Origin of the sequence: Amylibacter marinus, assembly GCF_030160015.1 — a bacterium.
Classification (GTDB): Bacteria; Pseudomonadota; Alphaproteobacteria; order Rhodobacterales; family Rhodobacteraceae; genus Amylibacter; species Amylibacter marinus.
Map to the genome: position 1 here is coordinate 203,134 of NZ_BSNN01000002.1, position 20,691 is coordinate 223,824.

A 20,691-nucleotide genomic window follows, 5' to 3' on the forward strand; every position below is an offset into this window, starting at 1 on the left:
TATACATGAATTTTAGAAAGGGCGCTGTGATCCATTGATCCAGCGCCCTTTTATTATGCAAGCATTGCAAGTGGATTTTCAAGATAGAAGGCGATACGCGCCAAAAACTCGGCGCCAAGTGCACCATCAATTGCGCGGTGATCCACCGATAGGGTCATTGACATAACAATCGCTGTTTGAACACTTCCGTCGTCGGCGATTACCGGCTTCTTAACCCCTGCGCCCACCGCCAAGATTGATCCATGAGGTGGATTGATAACGGCGTCAAAGTTTTCAATACCCATCATCCCCAAATTTGAGATCGCAAAGCTTCCGCCTTGATATTCGTGAGGTGCAAGCTTGCGATCGCGGGCACGTCCAGCCAAGTCCTTCATTTCTGCGGATAAGGCCGAAAGTGATTTAGTATCGCTGTCGCGCAAAACTGGTGTAAACAGACCACCTTCGATAGCCACAGCAACCGCGACATCAGAGGGGGTAAGTTGCAGTAAGCGATCCTCTGCCCACACAACATTTGCCGCAGGTATATCCTGTAACGCGCGCGCGGATGCTTTGATTATGAAGTCATTCACCGAAATTTTCACGCCACTTTCGGCAAGGCCCTCGTTCAATTGTGCGCGCAGTTGCATCAGCTTATCAAGATGGACTGAGCGGCGCAGATAGAAGTGGGGGATAGTTTGCTTGGCCTCTGTCAAACGGGCGGCGATGGTTTTACGCATACCGTTTAGCGAGATTTCTTCATACTCGCGATCCTGATACATCGCTTTGATGCTTTCTGCGGTTGCAGAGCTGGCTAATGGAGCAGGTTTGGGCGCCGCGGCAGGTGCCGTTGCATTGGCATTTTCTACATCAGCCTTGATGATCCGCCCATGTGGGCCGGATCCAGCGATGGTGGCCAGATCAATGCCGCGATCTGCGGCGATACGGCGTGCAAGCGGAGTTGCAAAAACGCGGGCACCGCTTGACGGTGCGCTGGCCGCGACAGGGGCAGGGGGTGCCGTTTCGGGCGCGGCAGCAACAGGTTTTGAGGGCGCAGATGTTGGTACGGATGCAATAGCCTCTGCGGCAGATGTATCTTCGCCTTCTTCGAGTAAGACCGCGATTGCGGTGTTCACTTTCACGCCTTCGCTGCCCTCTGGAACCAGAATTTTACCGATGACACCTTCATCAACGGCCTCGAATTCCATAGTGGCTTTGTCTGTTTCGATCTCAGCAAGAATTGCACCGCTTTCGACTGTGTCGCCTTCGGCCACATGCCATTTGGCCAGTGTGCCTTCTTCCATAGTTGGAGAGAGTGCAGGCATAAGTATTTGAATTGCCATTTTATTTCTCCTTAGCGGTAGGTCACTTGTTTAACGGCATCGATTACTTCGGCCGTGGTAACAAGTGCGAGTTTTTCAAGATTTGCGGCGTAGGGCATAGGCACATCCTTACCTGTGCAATTGATTACAGGTGCGTCTAGATAATCAAAGGCGCGCTCCATGATCGTAGCAGATAGATGGTTGCCAATGGAAGCAACGGGAAAACCCTCTTCGATGGTTACACAGCGGTTGGTTTTCTTCACAGAATTGATGACGGTGTCATAGTCAATTGGGCGGATCGAACGGAGATCAATCACCTCGGCGCTGATACCCTCGTCGGCCAGCTTCTCAGCGGCCTCTAGGGCATATTGCATGCCGATGCCAAAGCTGACCAAGGTAACATCATTGCCTTCGCGCCAGATCTTAGCTTTGCCGATTGGAACGGTGAAATCTTCGAGATCAGGAACATCGAATGAACGACCATACAACATCTCATTTTCCAAGAAAATTACCGGATTTGGGTCGCGGATGGCTGATTTCAGCAACCCTTTTGCATCCGCGGCAGAATAAGGCATCACGACCTTTAGGCCTGGAATATGGGCATACCATGCAGCGTAACATTGCGAGTGCTGAGCGCCCACACGTGCCGCCGCACCGTTTGGCCCGCGAAACACCATGGGCGCGCCCATCTGACCACCAGACATATACAGGGTCTTGGCGGCAGAATTGATGATTTGATCCATTGCTTGCATGGCAAAATTAAAGGTCATGAACTCCACAATGGGGTTAAGACCGCCAAAGGCCGCCCCAACCGCGATACCTGCAAATCCGTGTTCTGTTATTGGTGTATCGATTACGCGCTTTTTACCAAATTCATCCAAAAGGCCCTGCGAAACTTTGTAGGCACCTTGGTATTCGGCAACCTCTTCACCCATCAAAAATACGTTCTCATTGCTGCGCATTTCTTCGGCCATGGCATCACGCAATGCTTCGCGCACGGTTGTTGAGGTAAAGGTTGTGCCGTCTGGTATGTCTTCGAACCCTACTTCTGCGGTCTTTTGAATGGGGGCAGCGGGTGTTGTATCTGTAACTGTAGCCTCTGAAGCAGGGGCTGCGGAGGCATTCTCCACTGCGGATGCATCTTCTCCATCTTCGAGAAGTACCGCGATGACAGAATTGACCGCAACATTTTCGGTGCCCTCGGCCACGACCAGCTTACCGATCACACCTTCGTCGATGGCCTCGAATTCCATCGTGGCCTTATCTGTTTCGATTTCAGCGATGATTTGGCCGCTCTCTACTGAGTCACCTTCTTTTACGGTCCATTTTGCTAATGTGCCTTCTTCCATTGTGGGGGACAATGCGGGCATAAGGATTTGAATTGCCATTGGTGTACTCCTTAGACCAAAATATCTGTATACAGTTCGCTTACATCCGGCTCTGGGCTGGCTACGGCAAAATCTGCGGATTCTTGGACAGTTTTCTTAATTTCTTTGTCGATTGATTTTAAATCATCTACCGTGGCATGCTTCCCTTGAAGGATCATCTCTTTGACCATATCGATAGGGTCTTGATTGTCCTTCACCTTCTGCACCTCTTCTCGCGTACGGTACTTGGCAGGGTCAGACATAGAGTGCCCACGATAACGATAGGTTTTAACCTCTAGCACATATGGGCCATTGCCCTCGCGGCAATGCTTTACCGCCAGTTCACCTGCGGCCTTGACCGCCAGAACATCCATACCGTCAACCGCCGCACCGGCAATGCCAAAGGCCTCGCCACGTGTATAAAAATCTGGAGTAGACGCCGAGCGCTCTTGGCTGGTGCCCATGGCATAGTGATTGTTTTCTATCACAAAGATCACTGGTAATTTCCACAATGCGGCCATGTTAAAGCTTTCATAGACTTGGCCTTGGTTGGCGGCACCATCGCCAAAGTAGGTGAACGAGACCGTATCTTCGCCCTTGTATTGATTGGCCAATGCAAGTCCTGCACCAATCGGTACCTGTGCGGCAACAATCCCGTGCCCGCCGTAGAACCTCTCTTCTTTGCTGAACATATGCATTGAGCCGCCTTTGCCCTTGGATAGACCATCTTTGCGGCCGGTTAGCTCTGCCATAACGCCCTTAGGGTCCATGCCACAGGCCAGCATATGTGCGTGATCGCGGTACGAGGTCAGGCGGCTGTCGCCTTCCTTGGCTGCGGCCTCTAGACCCACAACAACGGCCTCTTGGCCGATGTACAAGTGACAGAAACCACCAATTTGCCCCATGCCATACAGCTGTCCTGCTTTCTCTTCGAAGCGGCGGATTAGTAGCATTTCGCGATAGTACTCCAGCAATTCATCGCCGGATACATTCGCCTTCTTTTTTGCGGCTGCCATTGGGCTCTCCCTAAAAAGGTTTAATATTGAACTATTATCATAGAGGAGTTTTTAATGAAACGCACGTGGTTTTTTCGCGCTGAAAATTCAGCCTATAATGGAATGGAAACTAGGGGGAAAATCTAACCACAATACGAGGGCAGAGCGGTTAGATTTTAATGGATAACAACTTCGTCGACGCGCGCCATGCCCAGCACCTTTCGGGCTTGCTCGTCCAACAGATCCAAGTCAAGATAGCTATCAGATAGGCGCCAGATTTTATTTTCTAGTGCGGCACGCTGATCCTCTATTTCGGCTAACTGGGCCAATAAGCGTTTTTCCTCGGCTTCGACCTGAATCCGCCTTAGATGACCATAGTCGCCTTGGATTGCGGCAAAAACGAAATACCCCGTCAACGCCAGAACCACAGCAAAAAACAATGCTGTGCCCAAACCCATTTTTTTAGAACGCCCATACGCCATTTACTGCCCTTTGCGCGGGTATTTTCCCGCTTAACCGAATCATCGCACAAGTGATTCGCTTTGTGAATCCCTAAAATGCACAAATCTGAATAAATATCAGATTTAATTCAGGGATTTTCACAGTTTAGGGGCAGGGGAGATTACCGTGCCGATGCCGCTGCAATGGATTTGATAGAATTGCTCAGAACTTGATTGAACTGCTCATCCGATTGATCAGCGCTGAGGCCTTGGCTTAGCGCGCGGGAAAAGCTGGCGATCATCCCCTTGTTTCGGCTAAGGATGGAATTGGCCTCGTCACGTTCATATCCGCCAGATAGGGCCACGACACGCATAACATTTGGATGTTCGATCAACGGCAGATAGGTGTTGTCAACAGTTGGCGGGGATAGCTTTAGCATAATGCGTTGGCCGTCTGGCAACTGGTTTAAATGTGTCAGAATTTCTGCACAAAGAATGGTCTCTGCCTCGGCTTTATCAGAAATAGAAATTGTGATTTCGGGTTCTAGAATTGGTATCAGATCCTCTGCGCTGATCTCGGCACCTACGTCAAATTGTTGTTTAACAATTGCCGCGATGCCGTCTTTGTTTGCAGCATGGATCACCGAGCGCATTTTCGTACCAAAAATTCCGGCATCTTTCGCGCGGGCGATGGTCTTGGATAAATCTGAAATTGGCTTCATCATTTGCACGTCTTGGGTCGTTTCTTCTAATCCTTTGTCGACCTTTAAAAATGGCACAATGCCGCGCTCTTCCCATAGGTAGGTGGCAGATGGCTTGCCCTGAATCTTACGATCCATCGTCAGATCGAAAAGGATTGCCGCAATCACATCATCACCGTTAAATGCAGGAGATTGCGCGATGCGGGCGCGCATTCCATGAATAAGGTCGAACATTTCCTCTTCGGTACTGTAGCTTGAGCTATCAATTCCGTACAAATTCAATGCCTTAGGGGTTGACCCGCCGCTTTGATCTAATGCAGCGATGAAACCCTTGGCATTGGTCATTTGGTCGGTTTGGGCTTGGTTTGGCATGGGTATCTCTCTTGGTAAATCAGGTGTGGGTTAGGCCAGAACTTTTACGCCAGGTAGGGTTTTACCCTCTAGCCATTCTAGAAACGCTCCGCCTGCGGTGGAAATATAGGTGAATTTTTCTGCTGAATTACTGCCGTTTAGGGCGGCGATGGTATCACCGCCACCTGCGACCGAATTCAGCTTTCCCGCTTGGGTCAGGGTGGCGACATGGGCCGCAGCCGCATCAGTTGCTTTGTTATAGGGGGGGATTTCAAAGGCACCCAATGGGCCGTTCCAAATGACCGTTTTAGCGGTATCTAGGCGGGATTGGATCGCCTCTACTGTCGCCGGGCCCGCGTCCAAAATCATACTATCGGCGGGGCAGGCGTCTGCAGCCAATGTTTCATTTTCTGAAAAGGCTTTGAATTCGCGTGCAACAACAATGTCAGTCGGCAAGATGATCTCACAATTCGAGGTTTTTGCCTTGGCCAAAATCGCCTTGGCGGTATCCTGCATCTCGTGTTCACATAGCGATTGCCCTACGCCGTAACCCTGTGCAGCAAGGAAGGTATTGGCCATACCGCCACCGATCACAACGGTGTCCATTTTCTCGACTAGATGCTCTAATAACATCAGCTTCGAGGATACCTTGGCCCCGCCAACTACGGCTAAAACCGGGCGTTCTGGTGCGCTTAGGGCGGCTTCTAGCTGTTGAATTTCTTGTTCCATCAAGCGCCCGGCACAGGATGGCAGAAGCTCGGCTACACCAACGACCGATGCGTGGGCGCGATGCGCGGTGGAAAACGTATCAGATACGAAACAATCGCCCAAGGCGGCTAGGGCGGCGGCAAACTCTGGGTCGTTCTTTTTCTCGCCAGCATGGAAACGGGTGTTCTCTAGCATCAATACATCGCCCTCTGGCAGAGTATCGACGGCCTGTTGAGCCACCTCGCCAATGCAAGATGAGGCAAAGTGAACCCGGCGCTTCAAAACCTGAGATAATGCGCTGACGGTTTGTTGAGTCGAAAGGTTCAGGTCAAACCCACGTGTAGGGCGACCGAAGTGCGACAATAGAATGGGCTTGCCGCCCATTTCCAGGATTTCTAGAATGGTTGGTGCGATTCGATCAAGGCGGGTCAGGTCTGTTACGCGCCCATTGTCTGTTGGAACATTCACATCCACACGGATTAGAACGTTTTTTCCTGCAACATCAAAATTATCGAGCGTACGTAAAGTCATTTCATCATCTCCAAAAAGACAGTTTTCCCAAGAGGGCGAACATTTTGCGCGCCACGGTTAAAACCGCTTGGGCGTCGTTGAAAAAATAATCTGCCAGAATAGCAATTATTATGACTAACCCAATAATGCGAAATGTTTTATGTTCCAAGCCTTAACCTACTATTTTGCGCCCAATTGCAACAGCCGTGTCGGCCATACGGCAAGAAAAGCCCCATTCATTGTCATACCAGCTCAAAACACGTACCAATCGACCATCGGTTACCTGAGTTTGCGCAGGCGCGAATATTGACGAATGTGTATCGTGGTTGAAATCAATCGATACCTTTGGTTCTGGATCATATGCCAGCACACCTTTCATCGGGCCATCTGCGAAATTCTTAACGGCTGCATTTATCTCTTCTACTGTTGTATCACGCTTAGAGGTAAATGTTAGGTCAACACAGGAAACATTTGGTGTCGGTACGCGAATTGCTGATCCATGCAAACGCCCATCCAGCTCTGGCAGAACCAAGCCCACAGCCTTGGCCGCCCCTGTAGATGTGGGGATCATTGAAAGGGCCGCCGCGCGCGCGCGGTATAGATCTGAATGTTTTTTATCCAGCGTCGGCTGATCGCCAGTATAGGAATGCACCGTGGTCATGATGCCTTTTTCGATGCCCACACTGTCGTTCAATGCCTTGGCCAGCGGTGCCAAACAATTGGTGGTACAAGAGGCGTTAGAGATTACCAAATCATCTGAAGTGATTGCATCGTGGTTAACACCGTAAACAACCGTCTTATCGGCATTCTTCGCCGGCGCAGATACCAAGACGCGTTTCGCGCCTTTGGCTAGGTGGATCGAGGAGGCCTCTTTCGAGTTATAAACGCCCGTGCATTCCAATACGACGTCGATCCCATCCCAGCGCAAATCATCGGCGTTATAGGTGCCCTGCATTTCAATCAACCCTTGGCCAACAAACAGCCGATCGTCGACAATACGAACCTCGCCAGGGAAACGCCCGTGAACGGAATCGTATTTCAGCAGGTGCGCCAAGGTTTCAAGTGGGGCGGGTGCGTTGATTGCAACCACTTCGATATCTTTGCGTCCACTTTCGATGATTGCCGCCAGTGTACAGCGACCGATGCGACCCATGCCATTGATGGCAACACGTAGTGTCATTTTGCTCTCCAATTGTGCGATGCAACATCCCTGCCGCAAAAGAATTGACATTCACCTAAAGCGCAATGGAACAAACTTAAAGTGGGTTAGCGCTAACGAAGTTCGGGTTAGCGCTAACGAAATGGATATGCACAAAAAAAGGGCGGAAAAACCACTGTTTTTCCGCCCAAATCAAAAGTTTTAACCCTATAGAAGGTCTTTGGCGGCCTGTGCCACAGCCTCGGCGGTAATGCCGAATTTCTCGTACAGCTCCTCTGCAGGGGCGGATGCGCCAAATGAATTCATGCCAACAAAGGCGGCCTTGTTTGATTTGCCGCGCTCGCCGGTTAACCATTTGTCCCAGCCTTGCTGAACCGCAGCCTCTACACCTACGCGTACAGGACCTGCCGGCAAGACCCGGCGGCGGTACTTCTCGTCTTGTTCTGCGAACAATTCCATACACGGCATAGAAACCACCCGTGTGCCGATGCCTTCGGCCTCTAGCAATGCCTTGGCGTTCATCGCGACTTCCACTTCTGAACCGGTAGCGATCAGGATAACTTTGCGCTTGTTGTCAGCCTCAGCCAAAACATATGCGCCCTGAGCGGTCAGGTTTTTATTGGTGTGCTTGGTGCGTACAGTTGGCAAGCCTTGACGTGTAAGCGACAGAACAGAAGGCGTCTCTTTGGAGGTGACCGCCAGCTCCCATGCTTCGGCTGTTTCTACAGTATCTGCAGGGCGGAAAACCCATGTATTTGGTGTCGCACGTGAAATCGCCAGATGCTCTACGGGCTGATGGGTCGGGCCGTCTTCGCCCAAGCCAATGCTGTCGTGGGTATAGACATAGGCCACAGGAATACGCATGAGTGCCGCCAAACGCATGGAGGGGCGGGCGTAATCTGTAAAGCACATGAATGTACCGCCGTAAGGGCGCACACCGCCGTGCAGGGCCATGCCGTTCATGGCCGCGGCCATGCCATGTTCGCGGATACCGTAGGCCACGTGACGCCCTGCGCGGTTATCAGCATCAAACCAACCCAGGTCTTTGGTCAACGTGTTGTTTGAACCGGTTAGATCAGCGGATCCACCAATGGTTTCCTGCATAATCGGGTTGATAACTTCTAGCGCTGTTTGGCTTGATTTCCGGGTCGCCATTTTCGGCGCATTTTCCGAGGTTTCCTTTTTTAAACGCTTGATCGCAGCCGACAATTTCTTAGAAGGTTCGCGATCAAAAACGCGGGTGAATTCCGCCTGCTTGGCGCCGGACAGGGCGGCGAATTTTGCCTCCCAGTCTGCACGGGCCGCTGCCCCCTTTGATCCAATGGCTTCCCACGCTGATTTAACATCCGAAGGAACCTCAAACGCAGGGTAGGGCCAATCATAGAATTCGCGCATCTGCTGTAGCTGTGCATCCTTGATGTTATAGCCGTGACCGCCGGCGGTGTTTTCGACACCCTCAACACCCAATGCAATTTTGGTGGTACAGGCAATCATTGATGGCAAGGGGCTCTTCTTTGCCTCGATCAAGGCTTTGTCGATGGCCACTGGATCGTGCCCATCTACAGAAAACACTGACCAACCGGCGGCCTCAAAGCGTTTGCGCTGATCTGTAACATCACACATGCTGATTTCGCCATCGATCGAGATGTTATTATCATCCCACATCACGATCAATTTGCCCAAACGCTGTTTGCCAGCAAGGCCAATGGCCTCTTGGCTGACGCCCTCCATCAGGCACCCATCACCGGCCATTACATAGGTATAGTGATCAACGATTTTTTTACCAAAGCGCGCCGCAAGTGCCTGCTCGGCCATGGCAAAACCAACAGAATTTGCGATCCCCTGACCTAAGGGGCCTGTGGTGGTTTCGATGCCCTTGGCATGGCCATACTCGGGGTGGCCGGCGGTTTTCGCGCCCCATTGACGAAAATTCTTAATCTCTTCGATGGTCATATCTGCATAGCCTGTAAGGTGTAGCAGAGAATAAATCAGCATAGAGCCATGACCAGCAGACAAAATAAAGCGATCGCGATCGGCCCAATCAGGGTTGCTGGCATCAAATTTCAAATGCTTTTCAAACAGCACAGTTGCCACATCGGCCATGCCAATTGGCATCCCTTGGTGGCCAGATGCGGCGGCATGTACGGCATCTGCAGACAGAATACGGATAGCCGCGGCTTTTTTCCAGTGATCGGGATGGCTTTGTTTCAAGTCGTTTATGTTCACAGCGATACTCGTTTCCATGGTTGAATTTTATACGTTGATACCAAGAGTTTTATAGGGGTCAACCCGCTTCACTGGCTTGGTTTAAGTTTTTTCTCCAACTTACTGAATAAACTAGGCTAAAATAGCGGCTGAAACGGCGAATTCGATTCGCGCAAATGAGGCATTCGATGGAACACATAAAAACACTACAAGACCAATTCGAGGTCGCATTCGGAAAAATAATCTCTAAGGTAGAATCCTCTGATGATGGCTCTACTAATGCGGAAGCTACTGAGATTGCACAGGAATTGGCCCGCAGCCAAGAAGCCCTACAGGCGGTTGAGGCGAAAAACGCTCAGCAGCGCGCAGAATTCCAGACCCTGTCAGAAGAGTATGGAAATATGGAATTGGCGCTAAACGCAGCAACTGGCGAACAGCAATCTTCTAATGACCAGAAGGCCGCCTCGCAGGAACGAATAGAAAAACTGCAGGAAAACCTGACCTCTACCCGCGATCAATTGGATCGCCAGAAAGAACGTAATATTTCCCTGCAAGAACAGGTGGCCGCTGCCAAAGAGCGCAACAGCGCCCTAAAAGAGCAAATCGCTACGCTGAACAATAATGATCAGTCCGACGCTTTGAATAAATTGCTAAGCGAAAGCCGCGCGCAAAGAAGTGCGGACATCAAGGATGTCGAGAGTATTTTGCAGAAATTAAAACCCCTGGTCGAGGAGTAACCCATGTCCCAAGTCACGATTGAAATTGCCGGACGAAGCTTTGAGGTTGTTTGCCAAGAGGGTGAAGAGGAGTTTCTAATATCTGCCGCTGCGATGCTGGACACAGAGGCCCAGAAGCTTGATGTCTCTACCAACCGCATTCCAGAAAGCAGAATGCTGCTGATGTCCGGTCTTTTGCTGGCGGATCGTACCGCCGCAATGGAAGAGCAATTAGCCGCGATCGAGGCCCCAGCCGCCCCCGCCGCAGATTTGGCCGCATATGAGGCCCGTCAAAGAGCCGCCGATATCGAAGTGGCCGCCTTGCAGGGACGTATTGCAGAGCTAGAGCAACGTTTGCATGAAACCGGCGAATTCAATGAGCGTACTGTAGAAACATTACAAGACGAGCGTGATACAGCGCTTCGGGCTATCAAGACGATGGTCGAGCGCGTAGAGGCCTTGGCCAGCGCCTAGGTCGTGCGCCAAAAATAAATGCCGCGCAGGGATCTGCGCGGCGTAATTATTGGAATTTATCCGTTTGCTTCGCGGATTTTGTCAGCGGCGTCTTTATCAAAACCCACACCGTTATTCGCAAGAACCGTGTCCAATTCGCCCGAAAGCATCATTTCAATCACGATATCACAGCCGCCGATGAATTCATTTTTCACATACAGCTGAGGAATGGTTGGCCAATCTGAAAAATCCTTGATGCCTTGACGAACATCCTCGTCCGCTAAAACATTCACGTCAGTGTACTCCACACCAAGATAGTTCAAAATACCTGCAACCTTGGACGAAAATCCACATTGCGGCATTTGCGATGTACCCTTCATGAAGAGAACAACATCATTGCCCTCTACGGTTTCTTTGATCTGGCTTTGTGCATCTGACATGGTTTTGTCCTATCTAAAAGAGCGAGTTTTTTAATACCTAACGGGTTTTCAAACAAAGCAAAACCCTGATCACGCAATAATGTTAGAACAGCTAATGCGCTTGTTAAGGGCTATAGGGGGCGTGGGTTTAGAGCAGGGCTCCTGATGGCCTATTCTTTAACCCGCGTGGTCAATTGTAGCGCGTGCAGTTGTCCATTACTGCCATCCATCGCGCCCTTTAGCGCCGCATAAACCATGCGTTGTTGGGCGACGCGATTTTTCCCTGCAAATTCAACGGCGGCGATATCTGCGGCCATATGCACCCCATCATTGCCAGATACGCTAATATCCGCAGTCGGGAACGTAGCCCGCAACAATACTTCGATTTCACTTGCAGACATTGCCATGGAAAACTCCTGTGGTTGAATTACTTATCGCGATTATTCGCCGCGCTATCACGCCGTGCGGCTATGCGTCTTTTCTGTAGGGCCCAGAACCGTGCCCCAAACAGGGTTCTTAGGCTAAGGATGCTCCCAGCCACCACAACAAATACCAGAAAAAACGGCAGTGCGATGGCTGTGATTACCTTGCGCATAAGATCCCTTAGCTGGATACCGGATTTAGGGCGCTGTCATAGGCGGCCTTTACGTCTGATAATCTAACGCAATCTTCGCCAAGTGCAATCATATCACCGCCAAAGGCGCCCAGAACCTGTACCTTTACGCCGGCCTCTTCGGCCAGCTCTAGTACATCATTGGCAGAGGTCGTCGCCAGCAGATAGCGTGCTTGATCCTCGCCAAAGAACCACCCCGTATCCCCTGCAGATAGCGAAACTCCAACACCGCCCGATAGGGCCATTTCCGTGGCCGCAACCGCCAGCCCACCATCGGAAATATCATGTGCAGCACTGACCAGCCCTTTGGCCTTAGCCAAGCGCACAAATTCACCCGCATTCTTTTCTGCCATCAGATCAACCGCAGGGGCATCGCCGTCTTCGCGATCAAACAGTTCTTTTAAGAGGGCCGATTGGCCTAGGTGCCCCTGTGTTTGGCCAATCATAACCAACTGGTCATTGGGGCTGGGCACATTGGTGATCAAATCGGCAATATTCTCCAAAAGACCAACGGCACCTATTGTGGGGGTAGGCAAAATTGCCTCACCGTCTGTCTCGTTGTACAGGGACACATTCCCCGAAACGATCGGCATATCCAATGCGCTTACGGCCTCGCCAATGCCTTTGATACAGCCCACAAACTGCCCCATGATTTCAGGGCGCTCTGGGTTGCCAAAATTCATATTATCTGTTGTTGCCAGGGGCTTGGCGCCCGTAGCGCAGATGTTGCGATAGGCCTCGGCCACCGCTTGTTTGCCACCCTCGAAGGGGTTGGCCTTACAATAACGTGGAGATACATCCGAGGTAAAGGCAACGGCCTTGTCGGTGCCATGAATGCGCACCACACCTGCGTCAGAGCCTGGGCGCTTGATCGTATCGGCCATCACCATAGAATCGTATTGTTCGTAGACCCATGCCTTTGATCCATAGTTCATGCTGCCCATCAAAACCATCAGCGCCTCTGCGGGATCAACCGCTGGTACGTCTTGTAGGGCAGGGGCTGGGGGTGTTTCTACCCAAGGGCGATCATATTCTGGCGCGGTACCCGATAGGGCGGCCAGCGGCAGGTCGGCTTTGGTTTCCCCATTGTGCACAATCAAGAAACGGTCTTCTGCCAAGGTCTCACCCACAATGGCAAAATCTAGGTCCCATTTGTCAAACACGGCCTTCGCCTCGGCTTCTAGCTCAGGTTTTAGAACCATCAGCATACGCTCTTGGGATTCAGACAGCATCATCTCATAGGCGGTCATATCATCTTCACGAATAGGTACATCTTCTAGGTTCAGCTTTACGCCCAACCCACCCTTGTCGCCCATTTCAACGGCAGAACAGGTCAGGCCCGCAGCACCCATATCTTGGATCGAAATCACCGCACCGGTTTGCATCAATTCTAGGGTTGCTTCCATCAGGCGCTTCTCGGTGAAGGGATCACCTACCTGAACGGTTGGGCGTTTTTCCTCGATGGTATCATCAAATTCAGCCGACGCCATGGTCGCCCCGCCCACACCATCGCGGCCGGTTTTGGCCCCAAGGTATACAACAGGCATTCCAACGCCCGATGCGGCCGAGTAAAAAATGCTGTCGGTTTTGGCCAACCCGGCGGCAAAGGCATTTACCAAACAGTTGCCATTATAGGCCGAGTGAAACCGCACCTCGCCGCCAACAGTTGGCACACCAAAACAGTTGCCATAACCGCCAACACCCTCGACCACACCGTTTACAACGCTTTTGGTCTTCGGGTGGTCAATCTCACCAAAGGACAACGAATTCATCGCCGCAATAGGGCGCGCGCCCATGGTGAACACATCGCGCAAAATACCACCCACACCTGTGGCGGCCCCTTGGTAGGGCTCGATATAGGAGGGGTGATTGTGGCTTTCCATCTTAAACACAATGGCATCACCATCGCCCACATCCACGATACCAGCATTCTCACCAGGCCCGCAAATGACCTGCGGCCCTTCGGTTGGCAGGGTGCGCAGCCATTTTTTCGAAGACTTGTAAGAGCAATGCTCGTTCCACATGGCACTGAAAATGCCCAGCTCTGTATAGGATGGTGTGCGGCCAATCAAATCAAGAATGCGCTGATATTCTTCGGCATTCAGGCCGTGCTGTTCGATCAGTTCGGTGGTGATTTCAGGTTCCAGTGCCATGTGCCATGCCTATGTTAGGATTCTACTGATCGTCTTTTAGGCTTTTGTGCCACAGGGTGAAAGCCCGTATTCTGCACAAAATCGTGCAATCAACGTAAAAAAATTACGACTGCTGTCGAAAATGCGGCTGTTGGTTCGTCTTGTAGGTATCCACATCTTGGCGGTATTGAATTTGCAACTGTGTAAAGAATGGTCAATGATCGACAGGGATGGGATGGTATTAACATTGAAAGGAACAACAGATGAAATATTTAGCATTGATCTATGGCAGACCCGAAGGCAGCCCAGAGTACGGCTCAGAGGAGTGGGGCCCCTATATGGCCGGCTACGAAGCCGCATCGAAAACCTATAATGATGACGGCGTTTTTGTAGCTGGCGAAGCGCTACAGCCGGTCGAAACTGCAACCTGTGTGCGTATCCGTAATGGTGAAACCACGCTAACCGACGGCCCATTTGCCGAAACCAAGGAGCATTTGGGCGGGTTTTACATGCTGGATTGCGACAGTTTGGATGATGCTATCAAATACGCAAAGCTGATCCCCAGCGCCCAACATGGCACCGTAGAGGTACGCCCTGTAATGACTTTTGACTAAATGACCACCGCCCCCGATCAAATACACCGCGCATTAGACCGTGTGATCCGCGCGGATCGGGGGCGGCTGGTTGCGACCCTAGCGCACAGCCTGCGTGATCTTGATCTTGCCGAAGACTGTTTTCAAGAGGCCATAACCCGCGCGCTGGCCAATTGGGGAAAAACGGGCCTGCCAAAATCACCACAGGCGTGGTTACTCTCAGTGGCGCGCCGACACGCGATTGATACACTGCGTCGGTCTAAGAGTTTTGCGCAGAAATCAGCAGATATTGCGATGTTAACAGCTGAAATTGCACAGGAGACTCATGAGGTTTCCGATATCCCTGACCATCGGCTCCGCTTAATATTCACCTGCTGTCATCCGGCACTGGATCAATCGGCGCGCGTGGCCCTAACCTTGCAAACCCTAGGCGGGCTAACCACGCCAGAGATTGCGGCGGCATTTTTGGTAAAAACGCCCACAATGGCACAGCGCCTAACACGGGCGAAATCCAAAATATCCAAAGCTGGCATTGGATTTAAAATTCCAGAGGCCGCGGATATGGCGGCGCGGATGCAGTCTGTATTACAAGTAATCTATTTGATCTACAACGAAGGTTACCGCGCAACCAAGGGCTGTGATTTGATCCGCATTAATCTTTGCGAAGAGGCCCTGTTTCTGGCCCGCCTTGTTGTATCTTTCCTACCTGACGAGGCCGAGGCGCAGGGACTGTTGGCCTTGGTTCTGTTTTCAATGGCGCGCCGCCATGCCAGAACCGAGGAGTCCGGAAAATTTGTCCCTCTAGAAGACCAAGATCGCAGCCAATGGGATAAACACATGATCTTTGAGGCTCAGAATCTGTTGGAATCCGCCTTAAAAAAAGGGCGTATTGGCGTATATCAATTACAAGCCGCAATTCACGGCCTGCATTGCCAAGCGGAAACCGCAGAACAAACAGATTGGGTGCAAATATCTCATTTATATGGCTTGCTTGCGGGCATCGATGGTTCTGCCGTGGTGCGCTTGAACCAAGCGGTGGCGCTTGGGTTTTCAGGGCAGGGGGCACAGGCATTGGCGCTCATTCAGCAGATCGAGCATTTGCTGGCCGATTATCAACCGCTCTATGCCGCTAAGGCGGATGTTCACAGGCGCAACAACCAGTTTGAAGACGCCATGCACGCCTATAATCGCGCCATCGCGCTCAGCACATTGCCCGCCGAGGTGGCATTCCTACAGGGGCGTCTGGAAGAATGTAGAGCAGAGATAGGCGAAAATTCTGTTGCGCAAAAAAAGAGGCCGAGCAAAGCTCGGCCTTAGTCCAACAGGGAGGTGAGAAAAACAGGAGATAAGCTCAACTGCTGTCCTCGAGGTCTAGATATACAAGCAATGTCTTAACAACAAGTGAGTTTAGCGCATTCCTGTTATGCGTATGCAACATAGCTGTTACACACCACGATACCGGATCAGCTGAATAAATCTTCGGTCAATGCAGCGCTTGATGGTGCTGGGGCAAACTCGAATTGATCGATTGTCATATCCGAGGCCTGCATGTTCTCGACGGTAATATCCAAGGCCAGAGCGCCATGCTCGATTTTAGTCGAGGTGCCGGATTGATAAATGTTCAACTCATCAAAGGCGCTGCTTTGCAATCTTGTGGAGATCACATCGATATCCAGCTCAAAGTCTTTGATTGTGTTGATCCCCGAATTGATGGCAAATTCAAATTCATCGGCCCCTAGGCCGCCGATTAAATCATTGGTACCACCTAGGGCTTGTAAGGTGTCTTCGCCAAGGCCGCCATCCAACGTGTTTACACCCGCTGAACCTACCAAATAATCATCTCCGTCCCCGCCATAAAGACGGTCGTTATCGGCCTCGCCACTTAGCAGATCCGCACCCAATCCACCATACAACGTATCAGCGCCATGCCCGCCATACAGGGTGTCATCCTGTTCGCCGCCATAAAGCTTGTCGTTGTCAGTATCCCCAGAAATGAAATCCTGGCCAGCACCGCCATAGATCAAATCAAAGCCGGCCCCACCGGAAATATTGTCGCCACCACTATTGCCATATAGTTGATCCGCGCCATCATCGCCGGTGATACCATCATCGTCTTGGCCACCAAAAATGCGATCGTTTCCTGCGCCACCAACAAGGGTGTTTGATCCCTCGAGCGCGGTGATATGATCGGCATCAGCACCGCCATATGCGGAACCCGCGCCCGCATCTAGGCGTAATCTATCATCACCCGCACCGCCATAGAGCGTGTCAAGACCATCACCACCGGAAACGAAATCATTGCCGTCCCCGCCGTAGATTTCGTCATCTCCAATTCCTCCATAGGCCTGATCCTCTTCTGTACCGCCATAGAGATCATCATTGTCTGCCCCGCCAAACAAGCGATCTTGGCCTGCACCACCCTCTAGGTGATCTGCACCGGCACCGGAATCTAGATGGTCTTTGCCAAGCCCGCCGTATAGGAAATCATCCCCTAAGCCGTCGCGCAGCTTGTCATTGCCTGCGCCGCCGAATTGGGTATCCGCGCCATCGCCACCAAACATAAAGTCCAGCCCATCAGCCCCGTATAATGTATCCCCGTGATCTCCGCCATAAACCAGATCATCGCCAGCGCCGGAAAATAGGAAATCCTCGCCCGTTCCCCCAAACAGCCTGTCGCGCCCATCCCCGGCATCAAGGGTATCAAGGCCCTCACCCCCATCTAGGTAATCATCCCCCAGACCACCGTCCAGATAGTCGTTATCGGCTTTGCCGCGCAGCTGGTCGTTATCCGCACCCCCAACAAGGGTATCAACACCCGCTCCGCCATCCATCAGGTCAGCACCGGCACCACCCGTTAATGTATCAGCCCCATCGCCACCAAAAACCTGATCAGCGCCATCGCCCCCATATAAATCATCGTCATCTAATCCGCCGTACAGGCGGTCTCGGCCAATTCCACCATAGGCTTCATCCTCGCCGCCGCCCCCATCTATGTAATCATTGCCCGCATCACCGTACAGGATATCATCGCCCAGCTCGCCGCGAATTTTATCATTGCCCTCGCCGCCAAATTGGGTGTCGATTCCATCGCCGCCAAACATGAAATCAATACCGCCATCACCGTGCAATTCGTCTGCGCCATCGCCGCCGTAGATTTGATCGTAATCCGCACCACCATACACCAAATCCGCCCCAAGGCCCGCATAGATGCGATCAAGTCCATTGTCGCCGTACAGCGTATCATTGCCCGCATCCGCGAATATTCTATCAGCATCGTCACCGCCATAGATTTCATCAGCGCCATCGCCACCGGTTAGTTTATCTGCATCTTCATACCCAAAGATCACATCATCACCAGCCGTCCCCACTAGGGTGTTCGCTGTATTATCGCCCAAGATTGCACCCGCTGGTGGTGCCGTAATCGACAGGGTAACAGTGGCCGTGCTGGTGCCCCCCGAGGCATTTTCGATGACATAGGAAAAGCTGTCAGTTGCATCGATTGCGATATTATTGAAAACATTGTTCGGATCATAGGTGATCAGCCCATTTGCCGCAAAGCTGACAACGGCGCCAGAGGCCAATGTTACCAAGCCCGAGGTGTTGCCCTCGATTGAAACCAAGGTAAAGGCTGCCCCCTTGGGATCGCTATCATTGCCTAAAATATTTGTAGAGAACACAGAGCTGTGGGATGCGCTACCCAGATCATCCTGGGCAATCGGATCAGGGGTGTCAAACAGTGTTGCTAGTTCCGCATAGCTGTGGGTCACATCATCGAACTGAAAATACTCGATATCGTCAAATACAAAATCGATACCCTCGCCAATCAGTTGGAAATAAGTTGTGAAATAGGTGATGGAATAGCTGGCAATCGCATAGGTGAAAATGGCAGTATCCTCTTGGGCGCCGCCATAGATACTGTCGTTGCCCTCGGCGCCAAATATCGCATCGTTGCCTCCGCCGCCGTAGAGCATGTTATCGGCACTGTTGCCGGTGATGTCGTCATCTCCGCTACCAGTTACAACGTTTTCAATCACTGTGCCCGCCGCAATCAGCATATTTGCAGTTTCAAATCCCACATCAGATGTTGTCGCTTGGGTGAAGCTGGCCTCGGTAATTGTGATATCGATGCGCATGCCTCCACCATAACCCGAAAAATCTATGGTATCGATTCCGCCGCTATCAATGATGGTAAAGGAGGTGTTATCGGCATAGTCGGCTAGATCTGCCCAAACTGCACTTTGGGAATCGGTGATGGTGGTGTTAAACCCATAAACCGTATCCCCCGAAAAGGCATTGTCGGTACCATATCCATATTGCCCATATAGCTGATCCAAGGCCAGATAATCGACGGCCATAGGCCCCAATACAAAGGCATAACTTGCGTCAATTGTCGTGTTTTCGGTCTGGCTGAAATAGGACATCATCGATGCCTGCCAGCTGTCGTTGTCAAAAACATTGTCTACGCCGTAGGTCGCAGAGCCATTGTAATTGCCCTGATGGCCCAAGCCCAGGGAATGGCCTATTTCGTGCAATATGGTTTGCCATGTGTAACCATCATAGGCATCACTACCACCGAACCAACCCGCATCCACATTGATATAGGTCGCGGTGAAATGTGCATCGCCATTTTGCTGTGAATAGGAATAGGCGCCTGAATCATTGTCGGTGAATTTGAAATCCCCGTTTTCGCCCGTTACCTCTACAAAGGAAATCCCAGTGAGCGTGTGATACAGCTTAAAGGCTTCGCGTACCATTTCGGCACGTTCCGCATCCATACCGTTGGCATCTTCTATGCCAAATGGGCCACTAGAATACCCCGTAACATTATAGGTCAGAACGCCATTGCGCGCAGCACTGCCGGTTGCGCCAAGGTTCCAGTTTGTCTGATCTTCGTACCCATCAACCAGATAATCAGCAAGGTCTTCTAATGTCGTTGCAACCATGTGCTCGCCCTCTCCTATTCGCATCCCGATTTATTGCGGGTTTTCGTTTAACGCGAATCGTATCCCGACAATCCACATACATAGAAACTACTCTAAATTGTGGCGTTGTTAAGGAATTATTAACTAAATAACTTCTGAGCTGGCGGCTGTGTGGCGTTTGTTCTTGCGAATTTCATCCAATACAAAATCGCGGAATGCCTGTACACGCTTTGAATGGCGCAATTCCTCGGGGAAGGCCAAGAATACAGGGATGACCTTGCTTTCATCTTCGGGCAATACACGAACGATTTCGGGAACCTCGTCTATCACATAATCTGGTAAAACACCGATCCCCACATGATGTAACACCGCCTGTAAGACCCCGAAATAATTGTTCAGGGTCAATTGAGACGGGTGATCCATCTCCATTAACTCTCGAAGCCAAGACACGCTTTCGTTTACTTGGCGCGCATTCAGGCTCTGAGAAACGATGCGGTGATCTTTTAGTTCTGCAAATGTTTTAGGCTCGCCGTGTTCGCGCAAATACTCAGGCGTCGCATATAGGCGCATGTTCACGTTCATCAACCTGCGGCGCACCAGATCTGCCTGACTGGGCTCCTTCATCCGGATCGCCACATCGGCTTCTCGCATGGGCAAATCCAATACCCGCTCTTCTAAGATTAGATCAATTTGCAAATCAGGGTACTGGCGATACAGATTCCCAATACGTGGTGCCAGCCAAAGTGTACCAAAACCGGTGGTGGTCGTCACGCGCAACTCTCCAAAAACCCCATCTTCGCTATCGCGTATGCGTGCCTCAGCTGTTTCTAGGCGCTTGGACATATGGCTGGTGGCATCATACAGTAATTCGCCCTGTTCGGTTAAGATCAGGCCGCGCGCATGGCGATGGAAAAGAGTGACATTCAGGCTTTCTTCTAGGGCCCGAATTTGGCGGCTGACTGCGGATTGCGATAGATGTAAAATATCCCCCGCATGGGTTAGACTACCGATATCGGCAACAGCATGAAATATGCGCAGCTTATCCCAATCCATGATCTCCCCCTTAGCTATGCGTTAGGTGCATTGCTACCTCAAAATCGCTTTAAAAC

The 20,691-nt window shown here is 51.3% G+C and carries 18 protein-coding genes; 4 read left to right on the top strand and 14 right to left on the bottom strand.

Annotated features, from left to right (window positions below; translation table 11 throughout):
* Positions 1-53: 53 nt before the first annotated feature.
* The 8 genes from QQL62_RS01790 to tkt form a co-directional block, all read right to left on the bottom strand.
* The gene (locus QQL62_RS01790; protein ID WP_284375603.1) at positions 54-1,319 is read right to left on the bottom strand and encodes a pyruvate dehydrogenase complex dihydrolipoamide acetyltransferase; all 1,266 of its coding nucleotides are present in this window, start codon (positions 1,317-1,319) and stop codon (positions 54-56) included.
* 11 nt (positions 1,320-1,330) lie between these two features.
* Entirely contained in the window at positions 1,331-2,686 is a 1,356-nt protein-coding gene (locus QQL62_RS01795) for a pyruvate dehydrogenase complex E1 component subunit beta (RefSeq protein WP_284375605.1), read from the bottom strand.
* Between the two features lie 11 nt (positions 2,687-2,697).
* Entirely contained in the window at positions 2,698-3,681 is a 984-nt protein-coding gene (pdhA, locus tag QQL62_RS01800; protein WP_284375607.1) for a pyruvate dehydrogenase (acetyl-transferring) E1 component subunit alpha, read from the bottom strand.
* Positions 3,682-3,836: 155 nt separating this feature from the next.
* A complete protein-coding gene (locus QQL62_RS01805) occupies positions 3,837-4,142 on the bottom strand; it encodes an FtsB family cell division protein (protein ID WP_284375609.1) in 306 nt (101 codons plus the stop codon).
* A gap of 140 nt (positions 4,143-4,282) precedes the next feature.
* Positions 4,283-5,173, bottom strand: a complete 891-nt coding sequence (locus QQL62_RS01810) for a fructose bisphosphate aldolase (RefSeq protein ID WP_284375611.1) — start codon at positions 5,171-5,173, stop codon at positions 4,283-4,285.
* Between the two features lie 30 nt (positions 5,174-5,203).
* Positions 5,204-6,391 (bottom strand): phosphoglycerate kinase, encoded by a 1,188-nt coding sequence (locus QQL62_RS01815; protein WP_284375613.1) that lies wholly within the window; start codon positions 6,389-6,391, stop codon positions 5,204-5,206.
* Positions 6,392-6,542: 151 nt separating this feature from the next.
* A complete protein-coding gene (gene gap, locus QQL62_RS01820; RefSeq protein ID WP_284375615.1) occupies positions 6,543-7,550 on the bottom strand; it encodes a type I glyceraldehyde-3-phosphate dehydrogenase in 1,008 nt (335 codons plus the stop codon).
* 186 nt (positions 7,551-7,736) lie between these two features.
* Complete coding sequence (gene tkt, locus QQL62_RS01825) at positions 7,737-9,773, bottom strand: transketolase (RefSeq protein WP_431355740.1); 2,037 nt, start codon at positions 9,771-9,773, stop codon at positions 7,737-7,739.
* Positions 9,774-9,922: 149 nt separating this feature from the next.
* Here tkt and QQL62_RS01830 point away from each other — a divergent pair, with 149 nt between their 5' ends.
* Positions 9,923-10,471 carry a hypothetical protein gene (locus QQL62_RS01830; RefSeq protein WP_284375618.1) on the top strand — a complete coding sequence of 183 codons (549 nt, stop codon included), beginning with the start codon at positions 9,923-9,925 and terminating at the stop codon, positions 10,469-10,471.
* Positions 10,472-10,474: 3 nt separating this feature from the next.
* Positions 10,475-10,924, top strand: a complete 450-nt coding sequence (locus QQL62_RS01835) for a cell division protein ZapA (protein WP_284375620.1) — start codon at positions 10,475-10,477, stop codon at positions 10,922-10,924.
* Between the two features lie 56 nt (positions 10,925-10,980).
* Here the strand turns inward: QQL62_RS01835 and grxD are convergent, their stop codons facing one another.
* The 4 genes from grxD to purL all read right to left on the bottom strand — a co-directional run bounded on the left by grxD (position 10,981) and on the right by purL (position 14,088).
* Positions 10,981-11,343: a Grx4 family monothiol glutaredoxin gene (grxD, locus tag QQL62_RS01840; RefSeq protein ID WP_284375622.1), complete on the bottom strand. Its 363-nt coding sequence runs from the start codon at positions 11,341-11,343 to the stop codon at positions 10,981-10,983.
* A 149-nt stretch (positions 11,344-11,492) separates the two neighbouring features.
* Positions 11,493-11,729 carry a BolA/IbaG family iron-sulfur metabolism protein gene (locus tag QQL62_RS01845; RefSeq protein ID WP_284375624.1) on the bottom strand — a complete coding sequence of 79 codons (237 nt, stop codon included), beginning with the start codon at positions 11,727-11,729 and terminating at the stop codon, positions 11,493-11,495.
* Between the two features lie 20 nt (positions 11,730-11,749).
* Positions 11,750-11,917, bottom strand: a complete 168-nt coding sequence (locus tag QQL62_RS01850) for a hypothetical protein (protein ID WP_284375626.1) — start codon at positions 11,915-11,917, stop codon at positions 11,750-11,752.
* Positions 11,918-11,925: 8 nt separating this feature from the next.
* The gene (purL, locus tag QQL62_RS01855; protein ID WP_284375628.1) at positions 11,926-14,088 is read right to left on the bottom strand and encodes a phosphoribosylformylglycinamidine synthase subunit PurL; all 2,163 of its coding nucleotides are present in this window, start codon (positions 14,086-14,088) and stop codon (positions 11,926-11,928) included.
* 242 nt (positions 14,089-14,330) lie between these two features.
* Between purL and QQL62_RS01860 the strand changes: the two genes are divergently transcribed.
* Complete coding sequence (locus QQL62_RS01860; RefSeq protein WP_284375630.1) at positions 14,331-14,681, top strand: YciI family protein; 351 nt, start codon at positions 14,331-14,333, stop codon at positions 14,679-14,681.
* On the top strand, positions 14,682-15,977 hold the full coding sequence (locus tag QQL62_RS01865) for an RNA polymerase sigma factor (protein WP_284375633.1): 1,296 nt from the start codon (positions 14,682-14,684) through the stop codon (positions 15,975-15,977). It abuts the gene before it with no gap.
* Positions 15,978-16,123: 146 nt separating this feature from the next.
* On the opposite strand, the gene QQL62_RS01870 is transcribed toward QQL62_RS01865, so the two are convergent.
* Both QQL62_RS01870 and QQL62_RS01875 read right to left on the bottom strand, forming a co-directional pair.
* The gene (locus tag QQL62_RS01870; protein WP_284375635.1) at positions 16,124-19,603 is read right to left on the bottom strand and encodes a M10 family metallopeptidase; all 3,480 of its coding nucleotides are present in this window, start codon (positions 19,601-19,603) and stop codon (positions 16,124-16,126) included.
* A 123-nt stretch (positions 19,604-19,726) separates the two neighbouring features.
* Positions 19,727-20,635 carry a LysR family transcriptional regulator gene (locus QQL62_RS01875; RefSeq protein ID WP_284375637.1) on the bottom strand — a complete coding sequence of 303 codons (909 nt, stop codon included), beginning with the start codon at positions 20,633-20,635 and terminating at the stop codon, positions 19,727-19,729.
* Positions 20,636-20,691: the final 56 nt, after the last annotated feature.

Excerpts from the sequence above, each read along its gene's own strand:
- QQL62_RS01790 (WP_284375603.1), bottom strand. The coding sequence starts at position 1,319 with ATGGCAATTCAAATACTTATGCCTGCACTCTCTCCAACTATGGAAGAA.
- QQL62_RS01795 (WP_284375605.1), bottom strand. The coding sequence starts at position 2,686 with ATGGCAATTCAAATCCTTATGCCCGCATTGTCCCCCACAATGGAAGAA.
- pdhA (WP_284375607.1), bottom strand. The coding sequence starts at position 3,681 with ATGGCAGCCGCAAAAAAGAAGGCGAATGTATCCGGCGATGAATTGCTG.
- QQL62_RS01805 (WP_284375609.1), bottom strand. The coding sequence starts at position 4,142 with ATGGCGTATGGGCGTTCTAAAAAAATGGGTTTGGGCACAGCATTGTTT.
- QQL62_RS01810 (WP_284375611.1), bottom strand. The coding sequence starts at position 5,173 with ATGCCAAACCAAGCCCAAACCGACCAAATGACCAATGCCAAGGGTTTC.
- QQL62_RS01815 (WP_284375613.1), bottom strand. The coding sequence starts at position 6,391 with ATGACTTTACGTACGCTCGATAATTTTGATGTTGCAGGAAAAAACGTT.
- gap (WP_284375615.1), bottom strand. The coding sequence starts at position 7,550 with ATGACACTACGTGTTGCCATCAATGGCATGGGTCGCATCGGTCGCTGT.
- tkt (WP_431355740.1), bottom strand. The coding sequence starts at position 9,773 with ATGGAAACGAGTATCGCTGTGAACATAAACGACTTGAAACAAAGCCAT.
- QQL62_RS01830 (WP_284375618.1), top strand. The coding sequence starts at position 9,923 with ATGGAACACATAAAAACACTACAAGACCAATTCGAGGTCGCATTCGGA.
- QQL62_RS01835 (WP_284375620.1), top strand. The coding sequence starts at position 10,475 with ATGTCCCAAGTCACGATTGAAATTGCCGGACGAAGCTTTGAGGTTGTT.
- grxD (WP_284375622.1), bottom strand. The coding sequence starts at position 11,343 with ATGTCAGATGCACAAAGCCAGATCAAAGAAACCGTAGAGGGCAATGAT.
- QQL62_RS01845 (WP_284375624.1), bottom strand. The coding sequence starts at position 11,729 with ATGGCAATGTCTGCAAGTGAAATCGAAGTATTGTTGCGGGCTACGTTC.
- QQL62_RS01850 (WP_284375626.1), bottom strand. The coding sequence starts at position 11,917 with ATGCGCAAGGTAATCACAGCCATCGCACTGCCGTTTTTTCTGGTATTT.
- purL (WP_284375628.1), bottom strand. The coding sequence starts at position 14,088 with ATGGCACTGGAACCTGAAATCACCACCGAACTGATCGAACAGCACGGC.
- QQL62_RS01860 (WP_284375630.1), top strand. The coding sequence starts at position 14,331 with ATGAAATATTTAGCATTGATCTATGGCAGACCCGAAGGCAGCCCAGAG.
- QQL62_RS01865 (WP_284375633.1), top strand. The coding sequence starts at position 14,682 with ATGACCACCGCCCCCGATCAAATACACCGCGCATTAGACCGTGTGATC.
- QQL62_RS01870 (WP_284375635.1), bottom strand. The coding sequence starts at position 19,603 with ATGGTTGCAACGACATTAGAAGACCTTGCTGATTATCTGGTTGATGGG.
- QQL62_RS01875 (WP_284375637.1), bottom strand. The coding sequence starts at position 20,635 with ATGGATTGGGATAAGCTGCGCATATTTCATGCTGTTGCCGATATCGGT.